We start from the raw sequence: 26,536 nt of genomic DNA, 5'->3' as shown, positions 1-26,536 counted from the left end.
TGGAAACATTCATTCATCCGAATGGATTTGAATCGGGATGCGGCGGGCACCAAAGCACTCCTGAAAATCCTCAAAATGACCGGGAATCGGAGCATCGCACATAATACAGTGCCCTTCTGAAGAGACCCTGTGCTCCACTATCTCGTACCAGTCGCGCACAATCAGACGCTCTCCGCATCCGGGACAGATTGTTGTGCCTCCCCTCTTGTCGTGGGCATTGCCGGTATAAACATAGTTCAGACCGGCATCCATACCGATCTTGCGGGCACGGCTTAAGGTGGCCTGCGGTGTTGCCTGCACATCACCCATCTTCCAGTCGGGATGAAATGCGGTGAAGTGCAAAGGCACATCCGGCCCCAGATTCTCTACAATCCAGTCAGAGAGCGCAGTAAGTTCCTGATCACCATCATTAAAACCGGGAATCAACAGGGTGGTAATCTCAAACCATACGTCTGTCTCATGCTTGAGGTATCGCAATGTATCGAGCACCGGCTCCAGCTGGCCTGCGCAGAGCTTACGGTAAAAATCTTCAGTGAAGGCTTTCAGATCAACATTGGCGGCATCGATATGGGTGAAAAACTCCTGCCGTGCTTCGGGATGTATATAACCGGCCGTCACTGCCACAGTTTTAATATCTAACGCATGGCAGGCCTTCGCAACATCAACGGCATACTCAAGAAAAATGACCGGATCGTTGTAGGTGAATGCGACACTCTTACATCTCCACTCCAGAGCGGCTGCAGCGATCGCTTCAGGTGTAGCCTGATCGCAGAGGCGATCAAATTCGCGTGATTTGGAGATGTCCCAATTCTGGCAAAATTTGCAGTTCAGGTTGCAGCCTGCGGTGCCAAAGGAGAGCACACTGCTGCCCGGATAGAAGTGATTGAGCGGTTTCTTCTCAATCGGATCGATACAGAAACCTGATGATCGGCCATAGGTAGTGAGAACAATCTGATCATCTTCACATTTGCGTACGAAGCAGAGTCCCCGCTGGCCATCGTGAAGCTTGCAGTCACGCGGACAGATGTCGCACTGAATGCGCCCATCTTCAAGCTTATGCCAGTAGCGGCCGGGAAAGTGAGACGCGATCATAGGCTATTCGGAATGTAGATCCTTCTCGCGATATTTCTTTACCTGATACTTATAGAGCAGCACTTCAGGATGCCAGAACTCAGCGGAGAGACCCGCCTTAGCCTTCAGATGACCAAGAAAATCGGCCGGATCGGGCAGCTGATCCCACACCTGTGGCAGGAAGGTCGCTTTGTACGTGCCAAACTTGAAGACCACGCCATCAATGCCGGGCCGCAGTCTGGATATGGCAACATCCTCGGTATGGGCATGCATCGCTTCAATCTCGGTAAGCACAGAGACCTCAATCAACAGACCGGCAAACTCATCGGCGGTCAGAGGCAGAAACCTGGAATCCTCAAATGCAGCAGCACGGGCATTGGCAGCGACATCCTCAATCAGTGAACGGTGCGCTTCCAGTGTGCCGATACAGCCGCGCAGTTTGCCATTGATAGTCAGGGTAACAAAGGTTGCCGCAGGCTTCTCCAGCCAGCTCAGACCAGAGGTAGGAAATTCATCGATGGCCACACGCAGTTGCCTGGCAATGGCCGAGCGCGCGATACTAATAAGAACCCTGCCTCTATTTATCGAATCATTCATTCAATCTCCCCTGCTCAAACCATGCCATCGAAGCATAACCCACCACACGGTTTTTATCTCCCGCCGTATCACCCGAATTGCGGCAATCGAGCAGGCGCGGCTTAAGTCCATATTTTTCGGCGAGAATCAGCAGGGCATTAATAGCAGTAGCCCCACAGGCCTGTTCATGATTAATCGCCCCGTTAATCGACATGATTTTCTCTAGTGTTGCATGGTCAATCGCATTAGCACTCTGATAATCGTGGAAATGGGAGAGATCGGAGCTGATGACAATCAGTGTCTCCCGATCATCGATAAACATCTCCATCACCTCGGCAACAGCTTCAGGCTCAACCATGCCGACACAGATCGGAAGCAGCTCAAAATGCGGCAGCACCGTCTGCAGAAAGGGCAGCTGCACCTCCAGCGAATGTTCCTCTGCATGGGCGACATCGGAGGTTTGAACCTCAGCATGACTCAGAGCACTACGAACAGCCTCCCGATCAATGGGAATATCCCCCAGAGGAGTCTGGTATCTATTAACCTCGGGCACGGCCATACCCTGAAAACCAACCCGATGGGCTGGGCCAAACAGCACAACCCTTCTGAATGGAGCCCCGCGAACGGATTGATAGGCAAAAGCTGCAGTCAGCCCCGAATAGATATAACCAGCATGGGGCACAATGATAACACGGGGAAGAGGCAGCCCCTTCTCCAACTCGCTTTCAGCCACAGCCAGCGACCGGGAAATCTGGTTAGAAAGCTCTGCGGCTTGTGCCGGATAGAACATACCTGCAACTGCGGCGGGACGAACACTCATCTACACCTCCGGAACTATCCCCAGTTTAGAAGCTTCGACCAACAGTGTGAAGCCCTCTTTTCCAGCTCGGGAGGTCAGCATCTCACAGGTTATCGCCTTCAGGCTTTCAATAGCGGAAGGTGGCCTTCACCAGATAACTTTGCTGTTGCAGCGTAGAGGCTTCAAGCGTCGATTCAAGATCCTCTTTATGCGTCGCTTTCAACAGATTCTTGCCAACCAGGCTTAACTCCAGACTCTTGGTCGGCCTCCATCCAAGCCTTGCATCAAGACGATTGTAACGAGCCACCCTGTCACGCTTAAAGATATCCCAATGGGAGAAATTCAAGTCCAGTTCAACATGATCCCCCATATCAATACTGGTGCCGATATGGTACCTGTTTTCCGGGGTCTGCTCTCTGAGCACATAAGCGGAGTAGCGTGTCTCCGCATCGTTTATCGGCGTAGGCAAATAGTGGGAGCGCTGGTGCGTAAATGAGCCCTTCAGCTTCATCCACTCCAGAGCCTGCCATGTAAAATCGACCTCAACGCCTCGTGCATTGCCATCAAGTATGTTGGCCAGATAGATCGGAATAACCAGATAGGTGTTTTCGATAAATGCCGATGCCGGATCCTGATAACTGTCGGCAACACCTTTGTAGAACATCTTAAACACAGTGGCCTGAAACAGAAGGTCGTCATCAGGGTGAAAACGCAACCCTGCTTCGTAAGCGGTAACCTGCTCAGGTCTCATACGGCCATCACCAATCAGTCTCGCCACATAGCCCGGCCCGGCTTTCACATCATATGATATCCCATTCTCAATCATATTCGGCATGCGCAGCGTACGCGAAGCGGAAGCCCACACGCCCCACTGATCAGCACTGTAGATAGCCCTCAAGCTCGGCTGCATCTCCCATCCGCTATATTGATTATGCTCTGCCTTCAGGCCACCGGTAAACTTCAAGCGATTGTCCATGAAATAGATATCATCCTGAATAAACAGCGAATAGAGTAAATTCGTTCTGTCCGGCATCTGTATGACAGCTGAATTGGTGATATCGGCCCGTGAAATGCGATAGCCACCACCGACTGAGATCGATTGGTGGAAGAACTTCGGCAGATCCAGTTGTAGCTCCGCATCAAAGGTGTCGCGCGTTTCATCAAAATGCGGAAGTTCCATTTTAGCCCGATCAACATAGAGCTGTGCCGTGAGCTGCGTATCAGTCATCAACTCGTGATTGAGCTGCATGATCATATTACTGCCGGAATAGTTATTATTACTTACATAAGGAAGGTTGGTTACACCTGCATCAGCCATATAACCAAACGCACCGGCTTTCACCCTGTATGCATTGCCACTCAGGGAGAGCTGCGTCAGATGCGTGGCATCCCAATCCACCCTGAAGCCTGCCTGACCAAAGCGCCTGTAGTCGGGGGTATCACTGCCTTGCGGCATACCCCATAGATTTGCCACCGCTATATCGTAGATGCCGCCATCTCTCTGCTCACTCATGGCATAGGCACGGTAGTGTGCCTGCTTACTATCCCAGCCATAGCGCACAGTACCAAATCCTTTCTCCTCAGTTCCGGCACCGCCGGAGAGCATCAAACCCTGCGTTTTCCTGCTATTTTTGGTAATAATGTTAATCACGCCATTGACTGCATTGGAGCCCCATACTGCGCCAGCAGGCCCCCTGATCACCTCAATGCGCTCGATATCTTCCAGTGGATAGTTCTGCACCAGCCACCAGACACCGGAAAAGGTCGGTGAATAGAGTGCCCGCCCATCCATCAGCACCAGCAGCTTGTCGGAGAAGAGATCATTGTGACCGCGGATACTCACTGCAAACTGATTGGCATTGGGCTGCTGCACTTCAACGCCGGGAGCCAGGCGCAATGCTTCGGGAATACTCATCGCACCTGAACGGCGAATATCATCGTTGGTAATTACAAACACTGCGGCAGCAGTCGAATAGTACTTCTCACTTCGTTTGCCGGCAGAGGTTACAGTCAGGTTCATCAGCTGCTGCATATCCATCTCCAGCAGAGCATCGGTCTGATCCTGCTCCTGAGCAGCCAGCGGTGTGGTCAACAAACAAATCAATAGCGAGAAACCCGCCACCAAGCTGGCCTTACGAAGACTCCTGTACGACAACAGATACCCTGTCATTGCTCACTCCCTGTGATATTTGCCAAACACTGACGCAAGACACTATGCAGCGACTGCAGTGAAAATGGTTTCTGCAAAAAGGCCTCGGGCTGCACCTGCTCAAATTGCGGAATGACATTCTCATTTCTGTAACCGCTACAGACGATAACCGGTGCCTTGATACCCATCTCCCTGAGTCTGATCAGTGCCTCTTTGCCACCCATTCTGGGCATGGTCATATCCAGCAGCACCGCATCAATTCTCTGCTGATGCTCGCTATAGCGCTGCAACCCCTCCTCACCATCACAGGCAAGCAGCACCTCACAACCCATTTTTTTGAGCATCTTTTCAAAGATCGCCCTGACCATCACCTCATCATCTATCACCAGAACAGTAAGCTCTTGATCGCTTAGCTTAAGCTTTTCTGTGGCTATTTCGCCCGCCTGCATATCATCGACGGATGCAGAAGAGACCGGGAATAGCACCCTGAAACGGGCCCCCTTCTCCGGTGCGCTCTCAACCTGAAGTGCGCCATCATGAGAGCGGACAATACCCAGCATTGCACTCATGCCCAGACCACGGCCGGTAAATTTGGTCGTGAAGAATGGGTCGAATATTCTATTCAGCGTGGCCTCATCCATGCCACAGCCATTATCAGTGACCTCAAGAAAAACATAGTCACCTGGCGGTCGTCTCTCTTCCAGGAAAGGGCTATCCAGCGCCTCTCTACCTGCAAATATTGATCCAGTCACAACGTGAATCTCCCCGCCATGTTGTTCGCCAATCGCCTCTGATGCGTTGGTAATCAGATTCATAATGATCTGCTGTATCTGTGTATTATCGGCAAGAATGCTCGGCAGGTGAGCTTGAAGATCAAATTTTAGCGATACATTTTTGGAGATCGACACATCAATCAACTGGACAGTCTCCTCAACCAGACCAGAAAGGTTCACCGCCTTTCTAACCAGTGACCCCTGCCCCGAATAGGCAAGCATCTGCCTGCAGAGGTCAGCAGCCCGAACACTGCTGGATACAATATTCTCCAACTCTCTATCTGCCGGCAGACTCTCTTTCATGTTCATCTCGGCCAGTTCGGCATTACCCATGATGCCAGCCAATATATTGTTAAAGTCATGCGCGATGCCACCGGCCAGTACACCCAGCGACTCCAGCCGCTGCACATGCGCCATCTTCTTCTCCATCTCCTGCTTCTGCGTTTCAGCCTCTACCTGCAGTGAGATATCGCGAACCACCCCTTCAATACCGACCACCTCACCCTGCTGATCGATAATCAGATGCGCTGATAGTGAGCACCAGATCAGCTGGCCATCACGGTGTTTGAGCTGAATTTTATAGTTCATCAGAACGCCACTGTTCTCTCTCAAAGCAGCCACCGATTGAGCAAAGCCACAGCTATCAAGCCACAGCGCTTTCATTGGCATACCGGTCACCTCTTCAAGCGAGTAACCGAGCAGCGAGTGAACAGCACTCGATGCCCAGACAACCGCGCCGTCTGAAGAGAGGCGGTAGTAGGTATCGAGCATATTATCCAGTGTCGACTGTAACTCATCACGGGTGTTTTTGAGTTCAGATGTCCTTTCAGATACCTGCTCCTCCAGCCTCTTCTCGATGCTCTTCTGGTCAGAAATATCCATAAAGGCAGTGAACAGTGCCGGCTCAGACTCAAATGTTATCCGGCTCATAGAGAGCGAAACCCAGAATGGATCGCCATTACTATCAACAGCCTCTATCTCCTTGCCGACAACCTTACCCTCCTGCTTCAACGTGCCGAGCAGCTCCTGCCGGTCTTCGGGTTGCCTGTAGAACTTCAGGGTCTTGGTATCTTCACTCTGCTTGCCCTCGAAGCCGAACATCTGAGCAGCTGCACCATTAAAAAGTAGGATCTCTCCATCAGCAGGTCGGCTGATCACTACTGGCATAGGCGCAAGTTCCACAACATTCCTGAAGCGAACTTCACCCTCCTTCAGGTCTCTGTGATTCTCTTTGATGGTGTGAAAACTATTTTCAATCTCATCCGCCATCTGATTAAAACCAACCAGAAGCTCTTCAGTCTCCCTGTTATAGGTCGGGCTATCGGCTCTGAGTGAATAGTCACGATCATGGCCCATCTTGCGCATCAATTCAGCCAGTGCGCTGATCGGCGAAGCGATCCTCTTCTGCAACCGCGATGCCAGCATTAGGCCCAGAAACAGAGAGCCGAGCATGACCATCAACACCGTAATATAACCGGTACGCTGACTCTCTTTCAGGTGGTCAAGGCGGGACTCCAGATAGATAACACCAACCGCTTCACCTTTATGTTTTACAACCCTGTAGAGGCGTAATCTTCCGTCAGAAAAATCGATACTCTGCAGCTGTTGAAAGTTAACCGGTTGCACCCTGGCAGCAGTATCGTCTTCTGCAGCATAGGTAAACAGGCTCTGACCGTCATAGGTGAACAGTTTCACCATGGAGATGTCGGGATCAAACTGCATCGATTGCAACAGCTCAGCAGCCATGCGCTGATCGTTGAACATCATAGCCGGCCTTGCTGCCGCGCCTATGATGTCACCTTCAACAATCAGCACCCTCTCAGCCTCCCTCTCGAGTAACACCTGATTGTGACCGATCCACACGCCGCCCATCACGAGCACGGTAAATCCAAGTGTTAACACGAAAAAGATCTGGAGCTGGCGCTGGATAGAAGTAGAAGATTCTCTATTCATTATCCCTCCCAACTATCTCACCGAGCTGCAGAAGTTGCGCACTGATATAGAGGCCAGCGCGTTTGACTGCCTGCAAATTGACGATAAAGGTGAGTTTTTCGTTGTGATATTTGATTTCGATCATGCCGCCCTGCTCAGCAAAGCCGGGAATATCAGAAATCGTAAGTACTGGAGATCCCTCAACCAGTTTCAATAGCTGGTCAAAATGTCCCCGATCCGGCTCTCCAATAAACAGAACCGAGCTGGATCGGAGACAAGTTATCTCCTTGCATGAGAGCAGCTTCAATCCAAGTTGCCGGGCTGCCGGTTTCTCTGCAATAGCCTGCAGTATGTCATGCAATCTTTGATCATGGAGAACGTTCAGCCGCACTCCAGTTGCATTAGCATCCGGACTATTTTCAGGCCAATCGGTAAAACGGATAAAATTGAAGATATATACAGATTTCAGTTCATCGGAGCGAACCGGAGTCTGCTCAGAGGCGATAGAGGTCGCAGATGTGAGCGCAAACAGAGCAATAGCGGCCGCCATAACAACTGTTTGGCAGATGTGATTGCATTCGCATCTTGCGTATGTAAGAAAGGTTCTTCCTCTCAAAACAGCGGCTTTAGAAAAAGCCCTAATGAATAGCCACATCAGCTCAGATGTATGCCTCTCCGGTAAATGTTCATCAATAGAGCATGAATCATGCCATGAATCAATTGCGGACAGGAATCCCCTGTTTGGCCAGATATTCCTTTGTTTCGGCAATCGTGAATGTGCCGAAATGGAAGATAGAGGCGGCGAGCACCGCATCAGCACCACCAGCCTTCAGACCTTCAGCCATATGCTCGAGTGTGCCCACACCACCGGATGCCACCACGTTAGCACTGATCGCATCAGAGACCGCACGCGTGAGCGGGATGTCATAACCGTTTTTGGTGCCGTCAGCATCCATACTGGTGAGAAGAATCTCGCCTGCACCGTAGTCAGACATACGCTTCGCCCACTCCACGGCATTGATACCGGTCGGTTTTCTGCCGCCGTGGGTAAAACACTCCCAGTGGTCATCCACGCTTTTGGCATCCACGGCCACAACAATCGTTGACGATCCGAAGCGCTCGGCAGCCTCTTTGACCAGTTCGGGGGTGAAGATCGCGGCAGTGTTGATCGAGACCTTATCGGCACCGGCATGCAGAAGATTCTCAATATCGGAGAGGGCCTTCACACCACCGCCAACAGTGAGCGGCATAAATACATGTTCGGCCACCTCGGTAACCATATGGTAGAGCGTATCGCGGCTCTCATGGCTGGCACGAATATCAAGGAAGGTCAGCTCATCAGCACCCTGCTGATCATATTTAATGGCAGCCTCAACCGGATCACCGGCATCGATAATATCTACAAACTGCACGCCTTTAACCACACGCCCGTGCGCCACATCCAAACAGGGAATTATTCTTTTACTCAGCATTTTTTTCACCGCGAAGGACGCAAAGAAGCGCAAAGGAATAATCAGCAAAAAAACTTTGCGTACCTTTGCGTCCTTTGCGGTTCATGTTTTTCATTTCAAAATCCTCATCGCTTCAGCGAAGTCGATGGTGTTCTCATAGATGGCACGGCCGGTGATTGCGCCACAGATACCATCGTCCACATGTTTGGCACAGGCAGTCACATCATCCATTTTGGACACGCCGCCGGATACAATCACCGGAATCGAGATCGCCTTGGCCAGGTTTACCGTCTCCTCAATGTTCGGGCCGGTCATCATGCCATCGCGAGCAATATCGGTATAAATAATCGATGAGACACCGGCATCTTCAAACTTGAGCGCCAGATCAACAGCCGTGACATCAGTAACATCATCCCAACCGTGCACAGCCACCATGCCACCTTTGGCATCAATACCGACACAGACCTGACCGGGGAACGCCTTGCACGCCTCCTCCACCAGTGATGGGTTGGCCACGGCAATAGAGCCCAGGATCACACGATCGACACCGAGATTCAGTGTCCCTTCAATCATAGCCAGATCACGCAAGCCACCACCGAGCTGAACCGGAATATGCATCTCGGCGCAAATTGCACGAATCGCTTCACGGTTGGCCGGCTTGCCGGCAAAAGCACCATCAAGATCTACCACATGCAACCGCTTGGCGCCGAGAGACTGCCAGTGCGCAGCCATCGCACCCGGATCATCACCATAGACGGTTGCATCATCCATGCGCCCCTGTTTCAGACGTACGCAGTGCCCATCTTTCAGATCGATTGCGGGGATTAGTTCAAATACATTTACGGATTCCATTGCAGGAATGCCTCCATCAGTGCCAGGCCTGCGCTCTGGCTTTTTTCGGGGTGAAACTGCACTGCCACGATATTGTCGCGACCCACTGCGGCAGCAAACGGGTAGTCGCCATAGGAGCAGGCGGCCAATAGATGATCAGGATTTTCAGGCATGCAGCAGTAGGAGTGAACATAATAGACCTGTTTGCCTGCCAGCGGTGCCAGCACCGGATGCTGCGGTTTCTCTGATGAGAAGATGACATCATTCCAGCCCATGTGCGGGATTTTATAACCACGCTCGGCATGATCTGCGGGAAAAGGGCTGACGGCACCGGCAATCAAGCCAAGTCCCTTATGGCGGCCGAACTCAAGTGAGTGATCCATCAACACCTGCATGCCGAGGCAGATGCCCAGAAATGGTTTGCCTGCAGCGATCTCATTTTTGATGGCAACATCCATGCCACTCTCTTTCAGGGCAGCAACACAGTCACGAAAAGCGCCGACACCGGGCAGCACAATGCGATCATAGTTTTTCAGTGAAGCGGCATCAGAGACCAGCTCAACCTCACCACCCGCCTTCTCCAGCGCCTTGGCCACCGAGTGCAGATTGCCCATTCCATAATTAATAAGTCCGGTTTTTTTCATTCGGCTACAGGCTCCTGCCTTCCGCCTTTTGACACTTCGCAAAAGCGCGGTTTTGCTACGTTCACGGACTCATTGCATTCGCCCGCCACCCCTCCATGGATGGAGAGGATTTGTGTTATGGACATGCTGTTACTAAAGAGCGCCCTTGGTACTCGGAATTCCGCTCTGGCGCGGATCCGATTCTACTGCCATACGCAGCGCACGACCGAATGCCTTGAATACTGTTTCAATAATATGGTGGTTATTGTCACCACGAATTGCATCAATGTGCAGCGTAATGCGGCCATGATTACTCACAGCCTGGAAAAACTCTTTGAACAGATCGATATCAAAGCCACCCACTGTCTCTTTAGGGAAATCGATATGGTAATCCAGACCCGGACGACCGGAGAAGTCGAGTACAACACGTGAAAGCGCCTCATCCAATGGCACATAGGCATGGCCATAACGAATGATACCGGCTTTATCACCAATCGCATCGCGCAGCGCTTCACCGAGGCAGATACCGATATCTTCCACCGTGTGATGATCATCAATCTCGCGATCGCCTTTAGCATCCACACTCAGATCAATCAGACCATGACGGGCGATCTGCTCAAGCATGTGATCAAGAAACGGAATTGATGAGTTCAGCTCAGCCTTGCCTGTGCCATCCAGATCAAGACTCAACCTGATCGAGGTCTCTTTGGTTGAACGTTCTATCGATGCATTGCGACTCATAACTGAATCTCCCGGAGTGCCGCCAGTAGGGCACTGTTTTCATCTCTGCTGCCAATGGTGATACGCAGGCAGTTGACCAGAAGTCTATCAGAGCCGTGCATATTCTTAATTAAAATTCCCGATTTCTTGAGCGCTTCAAACACATGCATTGCATCATTCACCCTGACCAGCAGGAAATTCGCCTGTGATGGAAAGACTTCAATGCCATCAAACTCAGCCAGTGCTGTCGCCATGCGTTCACGCTCATCGCGCAGCTCTGCCACCTGAGCCTCGAATACCTCAAAGTGATCAAGCAGGAAATCTGCTGAAGCCTGTGTCAGCGAATTGATATTATAGGGCATACGCACCTTATTCAGCTGCGCAATCACCTCTGCATCACCGAGAAGATAACCCATGCGAAGGCCAGCCCAGCCCACCTTGGAGAAGGTTTTCAGAACCATGACATTGGGTGCGATCAGGTAGTTGTGCGTACGTTCAGAGAAGGGGCCATAAGCCTCATCAATGACCAGCATACCGCCCATACCTCTGGCGATTTTCTCAACCCGCTCCTGGCGCCACAGGTTGCCGGTTGGATTGTTCGGGCATGCCAGAAAGGCCACTTCAGCCTTTTCACGTGCACAGACCTGCAGGAAATGTTCCTCTTTCATGGTGAAATCTTCCGCCAGAGGCACGGTTGCTACAGGTCGTTTCAACCACTGCGACACCAGATTATACATCACAAATGTTGGACCGGGCACCACGCAGGTTCCAGGCACCGTAGCAATCAGGATCATCTGGATGATCTCATCCGAACCGTTGCCGAGCAGTACCTGCTCAGGCTCCACGCCCTCATGTTTGGCGATCTTTGTACGCAGCGCGAGCATATCAGCATCCGGATAGCGATTCACATCCACCGCTGCCAGTCGCCTGGCCCATTTTTTGCGCAGATCATCCGGCATGGAAAACGGATTCTCCATGGCATCAAGTTTGATCATGCCGCTGCTATCAGGCACGTGATATGCCGACAGCGCTTTGATGTCGCCTCTTATCATGATTTATTGATCCGTTCGGGAGCATCCTGCCCCTCACTTTTGATCACTGCGCAAAAGCGTGGTTTTGCTTCGCTTACGGGCGTACTTCGTTTGCCCGCCGCACGTCCGTGTGCGGAGGTTGCACTCCGTTGTTTAGTTGGCAACATCATTACCCTTTGTCTTTCAGGCGCAGCTCGAGGGTCAGGGCATGCGCCTGCAATCCTTCGCGATGAGCAAGGTGAGCAGCAGCCGGACCAATCGCTTCGACAGCCGCACGGGTGGCGCGAATTACACTGCTGCGTTTCTGAAAGTCATATAGACCCAGCGGGCTTGAGAAGCGAGCTGTACGGTTGGTCGGTAAGACATGATTCGGACCTGCAATATAATCACCCAACGCTTCGGGCACAAAGTGGCCGATAAAGATGGCACCGGCATGTCTGATGCTTGGAAGAATCTCATCAGGATTCTCCAGTGCCAGCTCCAGATGTTCCGGCGCAATGACATTGACCACATCCGCAGCCTCAGCCCAATCCTTAACCAGAATCAAAGCACCGTGCGTTTCAACAGAGGCTCGTGCGATTTTGGCACGTGGCAATACCTGTAGATGCGCCTCAATCGATTGTGCCACCTGCGTCAACAGATGTGCATCAGTGGAGATCAGGATGCTCTGTGCCGCCTCATCATGTTCTGCCTGCGAGAGGAAATCAGCTGCAATCCAGGATGGATTACCACCATCAGCCACCACCACGATCTCAGAAGGGCCGGCAATCATATCGATACCACAGGTGCCGAACACCTGACGTTTGGCTGCTGCCACAAACTTATTGCCCGGACCAACAATCTTGTCCACAGCCGGAATAGTCTCTGTACCATAAGCCAATGCGGCCACTGCCTGAGCACCACCAACCGCAAAGCCGCGCTGCACACCGGAGACATAGGCTGCTGCCAGTACCAGTTCATTGATCTCGCCACCCGGTGTTGGCACCACCATGACAATCTCTTTCACACCGGCCACCACGGCAGGCACGGCATTCATCAACACCGATGATGGGTAAGCTGCCTTGCCGCCGGGCACATAAAGACCTACACGATCAAGTGGGGTAATGCGCTGACCGAGGGTCATGCCGACCTCGTCGGTATACTCCCAGTCATCCTGATGCTGCTTCTCGTGGTAGGCGCGGATACGATCCGTCGCCAGTTGCAGTGATTCACGATCCATATCCGATACGGCATTCCACGCCTCTTGCATACGTGCGCGGCTAATCTCAATGGTTTCACCTGTGCATGCCCAGCCATCAAAGCGCTCGGTATAATCACACAGTGCAGCGTTACCACGCTGTTTAACATCGGCAAGAATACCCGCCACCAGATCCTGCACATCGGCGCCGGTATCAGCCTCGCGTGAAAGCAGGGCATCCAGCCTGGCTGAAAAATCCTCCTGCTGAGAATCGAGTCGTAGAATGTTGCTCATATCTGTTCCCTTATCCTTTATCTCTTACTTCCACTGCTAAACGCAGCTTCTCAATAATTGGTTGAATCTGTGATTTGCGCGTGGCAAAGCTGGCCGGATTAACAATCAGGCGACTGGAGATATCACACAGGGTGATCTCCTCCACCAGTCCGTTGGCCTTTAAGGTGCTACCGGTCTCCACCAGATCAACAATGCGCTCTGCCATGCCAACCAGCGGTGCCAGCTCCATTGAGCCGTAGAGATGAATGATCTCCGCCTGCACGCCCTGCGACTGAAAGTACTCAATCGCCAGTTGATCATATTTGGTGGCTACGCGAATACGGCTACCACGCTCAGCAGGCCCCGCCTCCACCAACGCTTTCGGGCCACAGACACAGAGGCGACAGCGACCGATGCCCAGATCAAGCGGCTCGTAGACATGCGGACGATACTCCAGCAGTGAATCGCGTCCGGCCACACCGATATCGGCAGCCCCCTGCTCCACATAGGTGCAGACATCAGCAGCACGGATAATCAGGAAGCGAACAGCTTTGCCATCCACATCTCCGTCCACCATCAGCTTGCGGGTCTTCTGCACATCCTCATGTGGTGTCAGTCCGGCAGCCTCAAGAAGCGGCAGTGTCTGCTCCAGAATACGCCCCTTGGAAAGGGCAATCGTCAGTGGTCGTGTATCAGGCATCCGGTCGTGCTCCCTGCATCCAGTTTTCACTGGCGCTGTGCCGCTCAATCTGAGCGCCAAGCTTGCTCAGCTTCTCTTCAATTCGTTCATAACCGCGATCAATATGGTAGACGCGGGATATGGTGGTTTCACCTTCAGCGGCCAGCCCTGCCAGCACCAGTGATGCAGAGGCGCGCAGATCGGTTGCCATCACCGGTGCACCGGAGATCTTTTCACGTCCGGTGACGATCGCCATATTGCCATCAAGTCTGATCTTCGCTCCCATTCGGGCCAGCTCCTGTACATGCATAAAGCGGTTCTCGAAGATCGTCTCACGCACCACACTTGTACCATCAGCCAGCGTCATCAGAGCCATAAACTGAGCCTGCAGATCGGTCGGAAAACCGGGATGCGGCAGGGTATGAATATCCACAGCTTTCAGGCGTCCATTTGCTTTGCAGCGGATGAAATCGTCACCCGTCTCCACAAGGCCGCCAGCATCACGAACGCGGGCCAGGAATGCTTCAAGCATAGAGGCATCTGCACCGGTCACAGTCACATCGCCACCAGTAATCAGACCTGCCGCCAGATAGGTGGCAATCTCAATGCGGTCAGCAATGGTGATCATCTCACCACCTTCCAGTCGCGCTACGCCTTCGATGGTAATGGTATTGCCACCATCACCCTCGATTTTAGCACCAAGGCCGCGCAGGGAGTCGGCCAGATTAACAATCTCCGGCTCTCTCGCTGCGTTATCGAGAACGGTTGTACCCTTGGCTAGCACAGCTGCCATCATCAGATTCTCAGTACCTGTGACAGTCACCTGATCAAACAGAATATAGGCACCGGATAGACCGTTGGGTGCACGGGCAATAATGTCACCCTGCTCCACCTCAATCTCCGCACCCATCGCCTCTAGCCCTTTCAGATGCATATCGATCGGGCGCGCACCAATGGCACAACCACCGGGCAGACTCACTCTGGCTTCACCAAAACGGGCCAGTAGCGGCCCGAGTACCAGCGATGATGCACGCATGGTTTTCACCAGCTCATAGGGTGCCTCGGATTTGGTGGCCGGACGCGTATCAACATGCAGGCAGTACTGGTCATCATAAGAGACCTCAGCACCCTGCCATGCCAGCAGCGTCATCATCGTCGAGATATCCTTCAGATGTGGAATGCGGTGATAGGTCACCGGGCCGTCAACAAGAATCGAGGCGGCAAGAAGTGGCAGCGCTGCATTTTTAGCGCCGCTGGCTTCGATAGTTCCGGACAGCACATTGCCACCCTGAATGATAATTTTATCCATATAATTCCCGTGTCATAAAGGAGGCGAACGCTAGCCGCTCTACAGCATGGGAACAATGCTTAGAAACACTGCATTTCTACGCGCCAGACAAAGCGGGCTACGGATTAACTTGCCGCAGCCAAATCAGATCACGACTCGCCGTTTTCAACCTGCATTGAGGCATCATACATCAGCGTACGATTGCGCCCCTGCTCTTTAGCCTGATAGAGCGCCAAATCGGCATATTTCACAATATCCCAGAAGCCCTCGCCATCTCCGGGAAAGAGTGCAACACCAACAGAAAGTGTTTTGGTCAGCGGCCCCTGCGGCGTCTGGAACTTTGTACTCTCCATACTCTTGCGTATTTTCTCAGCCAGCTCCATGCACCCTTTCTCATCCGTACCGGGCAGCAGCACCATGAACTCTTCACCACCGAAACGGATCGCCATATCAGAGGTACGCACACTCTCTTTGAGTAAACCAGCCAATCCGATAATCACCTGATCGCCAACATCATGGCCATAGGTATCGTTAACCTGCTTAAAGAAATCAACATCCACCATCAACACGCCCAGCGTTGTACCCTGACGTACAGTATTGGCCGCCAGAGTATCAATATAATCCTCAAGGAAACGGCGATTGTAGAGGCCGGTCATCGGATCACGCATGGCGGTATCTTTGAGCGACTGCATCAACTGGCGCGCTTCGATTACAGGTGCCGCCTCATTGAGATAGATGCTTGCTGTCTGCTCAATATCAGGATGCTTCTTTAACTCCTCATCTGAAAGCACCAGCTGCAACACGCCGCCAACACGCCCTGAGAGCATCATCGGAATACAGACATGCACAAAATCATCGCCACCTCTGGCACCACCTGCGTAACGGGTGCAAATATATGGCGAGTCAATGCTGGAGACACAGGCTGCGGTGCGCTTGGCCCGGCATGACTCTGAACAGGCCAGGATCTCCTGATCACACCAGAGTTCACCATCGCGATCCACACCCTCTACAAAGACAGGAATCATCATCTGATTGTCACCCTCAATACGATAGAGGGTAAAACGCCGCAGGCCAAAGTGGTCACTCATCACACGGCGAATGCGGATGAATATCTCTTCCAGATCGAGATCATTCTCCACGGCCTGCTTAAAGCGCGCAGCACCCACCATCTCATCAACCACATGTACGGTATGGGTCAACAGATTCTGGCCACTACTCTGCTGGCTGAAATCACCGAGTGAGCCGATAGAGGTAGAAATTTTACCCATGCTCTGCTCAAGCGTATCCATCAAACTATTCGTTTGATGGGCAATCTCACCGATCTCATCACTGGTAGTAGAACTTATCCGCCCCGTAAAATCACCCTCTTGGGCGCTGCCTACAACATTTTTCAGGCTCTCGGCTGTATCCACAATAGGGGTGAACAGCCGCTTAAGAAAATAACCGAGCGAGAGGGCAAACATCAGCAAAAACACCACAATCGGAGCGATCGCAAACAGCTCAGATTTCTCCAGCTCCTCCAGTGAGAAACCGAGTGTGACCGCACCATTGATACTGCCCTCCGGCACATCATGGCACTTCAAACAGTTCAGCTCGCCGGTGCTGGTGGCGATATAAGGGATAGTAATGCGATAGGTGGATGAATCATTGAAATGAACAACTTCCTCTTCCCACGTACCTGTTGCCAACACCCGCTTCTCCATATCGAGTTTGGGCTTCTCACCATCTTTACCGGGGCCGAACTGGTGAATTACCGGCTCACCGCGCAAGACGCGCACATCAACCAGACCGGGAATCGTACTCATGCGTTTAACCAGCATCTCACGCTCACTGATCACACCGGTACGCATCTGCTCAGTCAGCGTAATGCGCAACATATCCGCAGCCATGCGCCCCTGCTCGCGAATGGTATTCAGACTGAAATAGTTAAATGATTTAATCGTAACAACAGAGAAGAGCACAATCAGTACAAATGAGATAATGGTTGTGAACCAGAAACTTTTCTTTCGTAATGTCATACTATCCAACCCCTCAATTCATGACCGTTAAACCTTTACTGCCACTTTAATGCAACAACAGGCACAACATGACGCAATTTGCATGCCAAAGACGCGTTTTATTTATGGGTGTTCACAAGAGCAGATGACTTTTGCTCCGGCCATCCGCTAGGATTCCCGCCCATGTCCGTCTACACAGAACTCTCCGCATCCGATATCTCCGCCATCCTCGCCGGCTACAGCCTGGGCGAACTGGCCAGTTTTGAAGGCATTGCTGCCGGCATTGAGAACAGCAACTTTTTCGTAACCACCAAAGACCACGACAACGCCGCCCGTTTTGTACTAACGATATTTGAGCGCATGGATGCGACAGAACTCCCATATTTCATGCGTCTGATGCGTCATCTGGCCCATAATGAGCTGGCATGCCCGGATGTGATGCAGCGCAACGATGGCTCACTGCTCTTCGAGGTTCACGGCAAGCAGGGCTGTATTGTCTCATGTCTTTCAGGCCGCACACTCGATGAACTGAATGAAGAGCAGCTCACCTCTTCAGGTCGCGCACTGGCACAACTGCATCTGGCAGGTGGTGATTTTGACGAATCACGCGACAATCCAACCGGCATGGCATGGCTGGATGAGCATATCGCAGCAGTTGTGGACGGCACGCGTGAGACTTACGGCGCAGATGCCGCACAGCTTCTGCAGGATGAACTCGATTTTCAGCAGTCCTGCGCTTGGGACTCGCTTCCCTCAGGCGTGATTCACGGCGATCTGTTCGTGGACAACATCCTCTTTGAAGGCAACAAAGCCTCCGGCATTATCGACTTCTACTACGCCCACACAGCCCCATATGCGATGGATATTGCCATCACCCTCAATGCCCAGGCTGTTCAACTCTCTGATCAGGATGAGTCTCGTATCAAAGCATTTATGGCCGGTTATGAATCCCTGCGCCCACTGCAGGAGGAGGAGTCCGAAGCACTACCGCTACTGCTCAGGCTCGGTGCACTGCGTTTCTGGGTTTCACGCCTCTATGACGCCCTCTTCCCACGTGGCGGTGCCATGACCCAGACCAAAGACCCGGAAGAGTACCGCAACAAACTTCTCTTCCATCGTCACGCTGATTAATCCGAGCTAAGCTCAATGGCTGCTAACGGCCAAAAGTGGACATTCAATATCGAGTTGCCTCAATCATCTATAAATGATGGGGACCAAGAATTAGCTACTTTTTCAGCTTTTCTGTACTCATCTAATGACAATGTATTTTTACAGTAATTAACAGTTGCTGAAGCCTGTTCCTTTAGCTTTTTATCATAAGTATAATTTGAACTCAGTTTTGTATTTTTATGATCAGAGTATTTTAACGCTCGAATTGTCCACACACAGCCGCTCATTAAATCTGTTTTTCCAAGCTGTCCTGAGCCAAGCATTTGCCCAATGTTAAACATAGACTGTGCCCATCCTAACTCAGCAGATCTAAGGTATAACTCATACCCTTTTTGGCGATCTTGTGGAACTCCTAAACCAAGGTCATATAGATACCCTAGATTTCCAATGGCCACAGAATGGTTCTGCTTTGCAGCCTTCTCGTACCAATAGAAGGCCTCTTGATACATTTCTTCTGCTTGATAACCACTGCCTAGACTATTTTGGGCTTCTGCATACCCACTTTCTGCAGCCATTCGGTACCATTTCTCTGCCTTATTTCGACTCCTTCTAACCCCTGTGCCAGTATCATATGCGCTACCAAGTCTAAACTGAGCCTTTACATCGCCTGCCTTAGCAAGCTTTGTAAGCTCAAATAAATTAAATTTGGATTGCAAAGGGTCCGCTAGGCTTTCAAAAGCAAAACAGCACAACACTATTGTCAAAGTAGAAATCAATTTAACTAAGTTCATTATAAACGCATTCCCTCTAAGTTCTGAATGTCCGCTTTGGGTCGGTTGCAGTCATTCGATTCATTAGCTGATCGTAGACTATATTTGGGGTATTCGCCAATTCCGTCTACAATCAGAAATTATAAGACGATTGAGTGTCTGCTTTCAAAGCGGACATTGAGAGCTTAGGTCGCAGTTATCCTTCAAGGGGGAGGTTTGAATAGTGCTATTTCGAAAGTTTATGCGTTCTTTAAGCATCAACACTCGAGAGGAAAAAATAATTGCCTTCGCATGGATTTATATAATTCTTTGGTTTGGGATGTTTATTTTTATGACCATGAACTGGAATGATTTACCAATATATGTGCGCTTGTTGCTATTGCCGATGATCATTCTTAGTCCAGACTATGATAGCATAAAACAGCTAATAAAGGGTGAGTTTATAGTCCATAAAAAGGAAGGTTCTAAATGACTGCTTTCCAAAGCGGACATTCAATTTTATTGATGAGCGGGGATTTTGATGGATAAAACCATGGCGCTTAAACTTCTGGTGGCCTGTGTGATCTGTCTCAGCCTGATCACCGGAGCTGTATTTTTATTCCAGTGGCTCACTTCATAACGCTTTTAAACGACAGCTAAGGAATTAAGCCTCGGATTTATTCATGCCGATAAGCTGGAAAAGCTCAAGGCGTGAGGACGGGTTGTTCATGAATGCGCCGGTAAGTTTGGAGGTGGTAGTCCATGAGTTCGGTTTATGAACACCGCGATGGCACATGCAGAAGTGCTGGCACTGGATGATTACCGCCACACCTTTGGGATCGAGCACCTCTTCAATGGCATTGGCGATCTGCATGGTCAGCTTCTCCTGCACCTGCAGACGTTTGGAGTAACCTTCAACCACGCGGGCAAGCTTGGAAAGACCAACCACACGGCCGCGCGGAATGTAAGCAACATGCGCCTTGCCTACGAATGGCACCATGTGATGTTCGCAGTGGCTGTGCACAGCGATATCGGAGACCAGAACCACCTCATCGTAACCTTCAACCTCTTCAAAGGTCTTCTCCAGATGTTCGCGTGGATCTTCCTTGTAACCTGAGAAATGTTCATGCATTGCGGCCAGCACACGTGCCGGAGTCTCCAGAAGACCTTCGCGATTCACATCTTCACCGATATATTCAAGCAGGCCACGCACATGTTGCATGCCTTCGATATTGGTCGGGTCATTCAGGTCGAAATCATCACTCACAGCACATCCTTCCTTTTCTCGTTCTGCGGGGCACCATAGCGCATTATAGGGTAATGCAGAACTGAAAAACCACATGGATGTCGTTTTTTAGCCCGCAATTGAACTATTGGTATAGATGGAGAGCCAATGCTTACAATGAATATACTTCGCCACGGAGCTCTTGAAGGTGGCGTCAAATATCGAGGTCGGGCGGATGACCCACTCACGCCTAACGGCCGAAGCAGCATGGATAGCATCTGGTCTCATCTGCAGAGAGAGGTAGATGCCATCATCACCTCACCCCTGATCCGCTGTGCAGAACCCGCCAGACAGTGGGCTGAAATAGCGGACATTGAATGCATCATCGAACCACGCGTCGCTGAGATTCATTACGGTGAGTGGGAGGGTAAAACCATCCCGCAGCTGCAAGCTAAGTACCCCGACATGCTTGCGCGGTGGCGCGACAATCCCCAGGGCATGCGCCCGCCCGGCGGCGAATCACCCGAAGAGCTGCTGGCCCGTCTCAATGAGTGGTGGTCTGAAGTTTGCCAAAGCCATGATGGCAAACAGCTGCTGCTGGTCACCCACTCCGGCAGCATGCGCATGCTGATCGCTCACGCCCTGAATGCCCCCATCGCCACCACCCGCCATCTGGCCATGCCCTACTGCTGCTGGAGTCGCATCAGCCACGATAATGGCAGTTCACAACTAATCTTTCACAATCGTGAAATCTACTGAAGCGACGAACGTGACCCCAAACACGGAATTTAAGAGCAGACAAGAGACAATTTCGCACTGATGATTGAACCGACACCGCTGCCAATATGGGAGATGGTGCCAACCGGAGAGTGAACTATGAACAGCTTACTGCATCGCATGATCCCCGCCCTGCTTAGCCTTAGCCTGCCCTTCAGTGTGCAGGCCGCTGAAACTGATGAACCTGATATGCCAATGTCTGAAACCATGACACAGGTGCAACCGGAAACCGTTCCGACTGAGGACAAGGTCAGCGCAACAACTGAAACACCCACAGATCAGGCCATCACTCCGGATACAGCCGAAGCAACCGAGCCCCTGCCAATGGCTGCGAGCCCAATGGAACCACAGCCTGAAGCGACGGAAACAGCCACATTAGAAGCTGGTGCAATCACAGCAGAAGAGGAGCCGGTTGACGACAGCTTCACCATCGCAACCTTTGAAATTGAGGGTAACCTACTGTTACCAGTCGAAACTATTGAAAAAAATCTGCAAAAATTTGTTGGCGAGAGCAGATCCCGAGATGACCTGTTCAGTATCCGCTATGCAATTATCAAACTCTATCGCAGCCATGATCTGGATGGCGTGGCCGTTGCCATCCCCACAACCGGTGAAGCTGGCACAGTCATGGTCAAAATTTTTGAAGATGATATTGATGCCTACCCGCAACAGGCCGTTGTTCAACCAGATCACCAACAACAGGCTGCGCCCGAAGATCTGGCTGCAACCGCACCTCCAGCTGAGCCTGCCCCGGCCGCCAAAGCAGCCAAAGCCAAGGCAGCTACAGGACCTCAAACCTACGCCATCAAGCTGGACCCGGTTGAAAAACCAGCCGTTGTTGTGCTCCCTGAGCCAGAGCCTGAACTCACAGTAGAAGCAGAAAGTGCCGCACCAGCAGATATGCCGGAAAGCACAGCAACCGTTGAGAACCTCTTAGCAGCCAACGAGTCAGCTGAAACAGCTGCTGCCGAGATTAAAGAGCCAATCACGCAGAAGGCCACACCAGAGACAGTAGTAAACAACGATGCTAAAGAGGTAATCGTTGCAAGCAGTCCATCACCAAAAGTTAAACCTGCTGACACAGTAGTGGAAACGACTGCACCTATTGAGAAGGCAAACACTGTAGCCAAGAGCGCGGCCAAGCCTGAGTTGAAAGCTACCGCAACCACAGCGAAAGCAGCTACCCCTAAAATGGAAAAAGCCAAAGAGAGAGCAGCCGTGAACATCGCTCACGCCAAAGCGGAGAAGGCTAACGCTGCCAGAGCTAAGATTGAGAAGGTCAAAGCTGAGAAAGCTAAAGCTGCGGCGGCCAAAGCCGAGGCAGTCAAAGAAGCCGCGGCTGAAGAGGTGGCAGTCACCCCGATTCTGGATGCACAACAGGGCACATTCAACATCAGCAGCTTTGAGGTTTACGGCAATTCTCTGGTGACCACAGAGGCGATCCAGAAACGCTTACAGCCCTATATCGGCGCAGGAAAATCCTATGCCGATCTGGTCGATGCCAAACAGCAGATCAGCCAGCTCTATCGCAACAAAGGCCGCAGAATGGTGGCTGTCGGCATGCCTGCCAGAATCTTCGGTGAGGCGATCCCCGTGCGCATCTATGAGGCAAAACGTTGATCAACCATTGAAACCAGAAATTGACGCAAATGCCCCAAGGCACCCTCTCTTGCGCCAGCGCAATTCACCTTGTGAACGCAGATTCTGAATAGTTTTGAACATGCCTTGCCAACATTCGGAAAACTGTTCCTGATCCAGTAGCGAACTACAAAGAAAGTGTTTATCTGTGTTTATCTGTGTTTATCTGTGTTTATCTGTGTTTATCTGTGTTTATCTGTGTTTATCTGTGTTTATCTGTGTTTATCTGTGTTTATCTGCGTCAATCTGTGTCTAAAGATTGACTGAAAGATACTTTAATCGAGAAACTTCTCCGCCACTTCAGCCAGATGCGCGCCGTAGCTGCGCGCCGCAGCCAGTGCACCTTCTGAGACCGAGCCCGGCATTCCTTCGTGATTACCACTGCGGCCGTATGGCCCCCACTGCAATCCGCCATCGGCATAACCGGGTAGCGATTTAGGGAAACCGACCGTAATCAGTCCGTGCTCCATAAAGTTGGAGTGCAGCGCGATCATCGTTGTCTCAACACCACCACCGGCACCTCCGAAACCGCCACCGGTAGCAAACACGCCGCCGACCTTGCCTTCCAGCGCACCCTCCATCCAGAGTTTTCCAGCCCGATCTATCAGCTCTTTCATCTGCCACGCCATCGATCCCATATGCACCGGGGCACCAAAGACAATCACATCCGCAGCAACCAGATCATCAAGTGATGTCGCCTCTGCCGTCTGCAACTTTGCCGCGACAGCCGGATTGGCCACCTTCATGCCTGCAGCAATGGCATCGGCCATCTTTTTCGTGTTTCCATAGTCAGAATGATAGGCAATCAGCACATCCATTATTCCCCTCCGCAAAGCCAGTGGCACGACGCTACTGCTGCCTGCCGCAGAAAAAAAGCCATACTGCTTTAGAAATCAGGTCGCAGGCGCTAGGTTGCGGCCTCTTTTTTGAGTTAAAGTGATCAAGCAAGCAGGAGTGCCCAGTGAGTAATAGTTTTGATGCGAAGAGTTCTTTACAGGTTGGCGACAAGGCCTACACCTACTATCGATTGGATGCGGCGGGTGATGTAAGCCGCCTGCCCTACTCGATGAAGGTGCTGCTGGAAAACCAACTGCGCCGCGAAGATGGCATCAATGTTACTGCTGATGATATCAATTTCCTGGCCAACTGGGATGAGAAAGCTGAACCCAGTCACGAGATCGCCTACATGCCTGCGCGTGTGCTTATGCAGGATTTCACCGGTGTACCTGCCGTCGTTGATCTGGCTGCCATGCGCGATGCGATGGCAGCCCTTGGTGGTGATACCCGCAAGATTGAGCCGCTGGCCCCTGCAGAACTGGTGATCGACCACTCTGTACAGGTGGATAACTTCGGCCATGCCGATTCAGCCGCCAAAAACACCGAGATTGAGTTTCAGCGCAACCGCGAGCGTTACAACTTCCTCAAATGGGGACAAAATGCCTTTGAAACATTCAAGGCAGTCCCTCCGGGCTGCGGCATTGTGCATCAGGTCAACCTCGAGTTCCTGGCCCGAACCGTATTCGTTAATGATGAGGGCGTAGCCTATCCCGACACACTGGTCGGCACCGACTCTCACACCACCATGATCAATGGCCTTGGTGTACTGGGCTGGGGCGTGGGTGGTATTGAAGCTGAAGCAGCGATGCTCGGTCAGCCGGTATCCATGCTGGTTCCTAAAGTGGTCGGTTTTAAACTGACAGGAGAGATTCCTGAAGGAGCTACCGCCACTGACCTTGTGCTGACTATCGTTGAGATGCTGCGCAGCCACGGTGTGGTTGGTAAATTTGTTGAGTTCCATGGTTCAGGTCTGGATTCACTGCCGCTGGCGGATCGTGCCACCATCGCCAACATGGCACCTGAATATGGCGCCACCTGCGGCATCTTCCCGATTGATGAAGAGACCCTGAACTACCTGCGTCTCTCCAATAGAAGCGAAGAGAATATCGCACTGGTTGAAGCCTACGCCAAAGCCCAGGGCATGTTCCGCGAAGCGGGCTCCCCTGAAGCGATCTACAGCGAGAATCTCTCACTTGATATGTCCACCGTGGTGCCATCACTGGCCGGTCATAAACGCCCTCAGGATCGTATCGCACTGACTGAATCAAAAGCGATCTACCAGAAAACTGTAGAGGCAGTGAAAGCTGAAGCAGGCATCAGCACCAAAGCTGTAAACACTGTAATCAACGGCGAAGAGGTCACCATTGATGACGGCGCAGTTGTCATCGCTGCCATCACCTCCTGTACCAACACCTCCAACCCGTCAGTGATGCTGGGTGCTGGCTTAGTGGCCAGAAAAGCAGCAGCCCTTGGCCTGACTGCTGCACCCTGGGTGAAGACATCACTGGGTCCCGGTTCAAAGGTGGTCACAGAATATCTCGATAAAGCCGGCCTCTCTCAGGATCTGAATGCACTCGGTTTTAACACTGTCGGTTACGGCTGCACCACCTGTATTGGCAACTCAGGCCCACTGCCTGCGGAAGTATCGGCTGCCATTGCTGAAGGTAATCTCGCAGTCACATCCGTACTCTCGGGTAACCGCAACTTTGAAGGTCGTGTGCATGCCGAAGTGCGCATGAACTATCTCGCATCTCCACCACTGGTTGTGGCTTACGCCATTGCAGGCACGATGAATATCGATCTCTACAACGACCCGATTGGTCAGGATCGTGATGGTAATGATGTGTTCCTGAAAGATATCTGGCCAACCCAGAAAGAGGTGGCCGATGTGGTCGCATCATGTGTAACCGCTGAGCAGTTCGAAGCCTCTTATGGCAACGTCTATGCAGGGGACGCCAACTGGCAGAACCTTGAGGCACCAACCGGCGACCGTTTTGCATGGGATGCTGATTCCACCTATATCCAGCATCCGCCATATTTCGAAGGCATGACCTTCGATCTGGACACCATCAGCGATATCAAAGGTGCACGTGTACTGGCACTGCTGGGTGATTCGGTCACCACAGACCACATCTCACCAGCCGGTGCGATCAAAGCTGACTCTCCGGCCGGTCGCTTCTTGCAGGAGCGCGGTGTTGAGGCTAAAGATTTCAACTCCTACGGCTCACGTCGTGGTAACCATGAGATCATGATGCGCGGCACCTTCGCCAACATTCGTCTGCGTAACAAACTGGCGCCGGGTACTGAGGGCGGTGTAACCCTGCATCAGCCATCGGGACTTAAGATGAGTATCTATGATGCAGCCATGATGTACAAAGATGAAGGCGTAGCCAGCATCATTCTCGCAGGTAAAGAGTATGGTTCCGGCTCCTCACGTGACTGGGCAGCCAAAGGCCCACGCCTGCAGGGTGTACAGGCTGTGATTGCTGAGACCTATGAGCGCATTCACCGCTCTAATCTGGTTGGCATGGGCATTCTGCCTCTACAGTTCAAAGCAGGCGAATCAGCCGAATCACTGGGCTTAACTGGTCAGGAGTCTTACGACTTCTCTGGTATTGGCGATGGTTCTGCCAAAGAGCTGAGTGTTACTGCTACTGCTGCTGATGGTTCGATCAAATCTTTCATCGTTGATGTCCGCATCGACACCCCGAAAGAGGTCGAGTACTACCAGCACGGCGGCATCCTGCACTACGTACTGCGTCAACTCGCTTCCAGCTGATTCGAAGAAACCTTAACTGTAGCGACAGGAACCCCGCCTTGGTGCGGGGTT

22 protein-coding genes are annotated in these 26,536 nt (G+C 51.8%); 4 read left to right on the top strand and 18 right to left on the bottom strand.

Features of this window, described 5'->3' with window-relative positions; translation table 11 throughout:
* Nucleotides 1-9: 9 nt before the first annotated feature.
* From amrS to F3F96_RS01160, 15 genes are all read right to left on the bottom strand, one after another.
* Entirely contained in the window at nt 10-1,092 is a 1,083-nt protein-coding gene (amrS, locus tag F3F96_RS01230) for an AmmeMemoRadiSam system radical SAM enzyme (RefSeq protein ID WP_176961434.1), read from the bottom strand.
* Between the two features lie 3 nt (nt 1,093-1,095).
* On the bottom strand, nt 1,096-1,668 hold the full coding sequence (gene amrA, locus F3F96_RS01225) for an AmmeMemoRadiSam system protein A (protein ID WP_176961433.1): 573 nt from the start codon (nt 1,666-1,668) through the stop codon (nt 1,096-1,098).
* On the bottom strand, nt 1,661-2,467 hold the full coding sequence (gene amrB / locus F3F96_RS01220; RefSeq protein WP_176961432.1) for an AmmeMemoRadiSam system protein B: 807 nt from the start codon (nt 2,465-2,467) through the stop codon (nt 1,661-1,663). Before amrB ends, amrA begins: the two co-directional genes overlap by 8 nt.
* Nucleotides 2,468-2,573: 106 nt before the next feature.
* On the bottom strand, nt 2,574-4,616 hold the full coding sequence (locus tag F3F96_RS01215; RefSeq protein WP_176961431.1) for a TonB-dependent siderophore receptor: 2,043 nt from the start codon (nt 4,614-4,616) through the stop codon (nt 2,574-2,576).
* On the bottom strand, nt 4,613-7,321 hold the full coding sequence (locus F3F96_RS01210) for a PAS domain S-box protein (RefSeq protein ID WP_176961430.1): 2,709 nt from the start codon (nt 7,319-7,321) through the stop codon (nt 4,613-4,615). The genes F3F96_RS01215 and F3F96_RS01210 overlap by 4 nt, the downstream gene beginning before the upstream one ends.
* Nucleotides 7,314-7,850, bottom strand: coding sequence for a YfiR family protein (locus F3F96_RS01205; protein ID WP_176961429.1), 537 nt, complete (start codon nt 7,848-7,850; stop codon nt 7,314-7,316). The genes F3F96_RS01210 and F3F96_RS01205 overlap by 8 nt, the downstream gene beginning before the upstream one ends.
* Nucleotides 7,851-8,016: 166 nt before the next feature.
* A complete protein-coding gene (gene hisF / locus F3F96_RS01200) occupies nt 8,017-8,772 on the bottom strand; it encodes an imidazole glycerol phosphate synthase subunit HisF (protein ID WP_176961428.1) in 756 nt (251 codons plus the stop codon).
* Between the two features lie 90 nt (nt 8,773-8,862).
* Nucleotides 8,863-9,603: a 1-(5-phosphoribosyl)-5-[(5-phosphoribosylamino)methylideneamino]imidazole-4-carboxamide isomerase gene (gene hisA / locus F3F96_RS01195; RefSeq protein ID WP_176961427.1), complete on the bottom strand. Its 741-nt coding sequence runs from the start codon at nt 9,601-9,603 to the stop codon at nt 8,863-8,865.
* The gene (gene hisH / locus F3F96_RS01190; protein WP_176961426.1) at nt 9,591-10,226 is read right to left on the bottom strand and encodes an imidazole glycerol phosphate synthase subunit HisH; all 636 of its coding nucleotides are present in this window, start codon (nt 10,224-10,226) and stop codon (nt 9,591-9,593) included. Before hisH ends, hisA begins: the two co-directional genes overlap by 13 nt.
* A 132-nt stretch (nt 10,227-10,358) precedes the next feature.
* The gene (gene hisB / locus F3F96_RS01185) at nt 10,359-10,946 is read right to left on the bottom strand and encodes an imidazoleglycerol-phosphate dehydratase HisB (RefSeq protein WP_176961425.1); all 588 of its coding nucleotides are present in this window, start codon (nt 10,944-10,946) and stop codon (nt 10,359-10,361) included.
* Complete coding sequence (gene hisC / locus F3F96_RS01180) at nt 10,943-11,977, bottom strand: histidinol-phosphate transaminase (RefSeq protein ID WP_176961424.1); 1,035 nt, start codon at nt 11,975-11,977, stop codon at nt 10,943-10,945. The genes hisB and hisC overlap by 4 nt, the downstream gene beginning before the upstream one ends.
* A 148-nt stretch (nt 11,978-12,125) precedes the next feature.
* Entirely contained in the window at nt 12,126-13,427 is a 1,302-nt protein-coding gene (gene hisD, locus F3F96_RS01175; RefSeq protein WP_176961423.1) for a histidinol dehydrogenase, read from the bottom strand.
* 10 nt (nt 13,428-13,437) lie between these two features.
* Nucleotides 13,438-14,106, bottom strand: coding sequence for an ATP phosphoribosyltransferase (hisG, locus tag F3F96_RS01170; protein ID WP_176961422.1), 669 nt, complete (start codon nt 14,104-14,106; stop codon nt 13,438-13,440).
* Nucleotides 14,099-15,394, bottom strand: a complete 1,296-nt coding sequence (gene murA, locus F3F96_RS01165) for a UDP-N-acetylglucosamine 1-carboxyvinyltransferase (RefSeq protein ID WP_176961421.1) — start codon at nt 15,392-15,394, stop codon at nt 14,099-14,101. The genes hisG and murA overlap by 8 nt, the downstream gene beginning before the upstream one ends.
* Nucleotides 15,395-15,522: 128 nt before the next feature.
* Entirely contained in the window at nt 15,523-17,391 is a 1,869-nt protein-coding gene (locus tag F3F96_RS01160; RefSeq protein ID WP_176961420.1) for a diguanylate cyclase, read from the bottom strand.
* Nucleotides 17,392-17,553: 162 nt separating this feature from the next.
* Between F3F96_RS01160 and F3F96_RS01155 the strand changes: the two genes are divergently transcribed.
* Entirely contained in the window at nt 17,554-18,501 is a 948-nt protein-coding gene (locus F3F96_RS01155; RefSeq protein ID WP_176961419.1) for a homoserine kinase, read from the top strand.
* A 59-nt stretch (nt 18,502-18,560) separates the two neighbouring features.
* On the opposite strand, the gene F3F96_RS01150 is transcribed toward F3F96_RS01155, so the two are convergent.
* Nucleotides 18,561-19,271: a tetratricopeptide repeat protein gene (locus F3F96_RS01150; protein ID WP_176961418.1), complete on the bottom strand. Its 711-nt coding sequence runs from the start codon at nt 19,269-19,271 to the stop codon at nt 18,561-18,563.
* Between the two features lie 622 nt (nt 19,272-19,893).
* Nucleotides 19,894-20,496, bottom strand: coding sequence for a GTP cyclohydrolase I FolE (gene folE, locus F3F96_RS01145; protein WP_176961417.1), 603 nt, complete (start codon nt 20,494-20,496; stop codon nt 19,894-19,896).
* 126 nt (nt 20,497-20,622) lie between these two features.
* Here folE and F3F96_RS01140 point away from each other — a divergent pair, with 126 nt between their 5' ends.
* Nucleotides 20,623-21,213, top strand: a complete 591-nt coding sequence (locus tag F3F96_RS01140) for a histidine phosphatase family protein (RefSeq protein WP_176961416.1) — start codon at nt 20,623-20,625, stop codon at nt 21,211-21,213.
* A gap of 117 nt (nt 21,214-21,330) precedes the next feature.
* The gene (locus F3F96_RS01135) at nt 21,331-22,851 is read left to right on the top strand and encodes a POTRA domain-containing protein (protein ID WP_176961415.1); all 1,521 of its coding nucleotides are present in this window, start codon (nt 21,331-21,333) and stop codon (nt 22,849-22,851) included.
* A gap of 293 nt (nt 22,852-23,144) precedes the next feature.
* Here the strand turns inward: F3F96_RS01135 and F3F96_RS01130 are convergent, their stop codons facing one another.
* Entirely contained in the window at nt 23,145-23,687 is a 543-nt protein-coding gene (locus F3F96_RS01130) for an NAD(P)H-dependent oxidoreductase (protein ID WP_176961414.1), read from the bottom strand.
* A 143-nt stretch (nt 23,688-23,830) separates the two neighbouring features.
* Between F3F96_RS01130 and acnA the strand changes: the two genes are divergently transcribed.
* Nucleotides 23,831-26,485, top strand: coding sequence for an aconitate hydratase AcnA (gene acnA, locus F3F96_RS01125; protein ID WP_176961413.1), 2,655 nt, complete (start codon nt 23,831-23,833; stop codon nt 26,483-26,485).
* The last annotated feature ends 51 nt before the right edge of the window (nt 26,486-26,536 follow it).

Origin of the sequence: Mariprofundus sp. NF, assembly GCF_013387455.1 — a bacterium.
Taxonomy (GTDB): Bacteria; Pseudomonadota; Zetaproteobacteria; order Mariprofundales; family Mariprofundaceae; genus Mariprofundus.
This window is presented reverse-complemented; position numbering and strand designations above follow the sequence as displayed.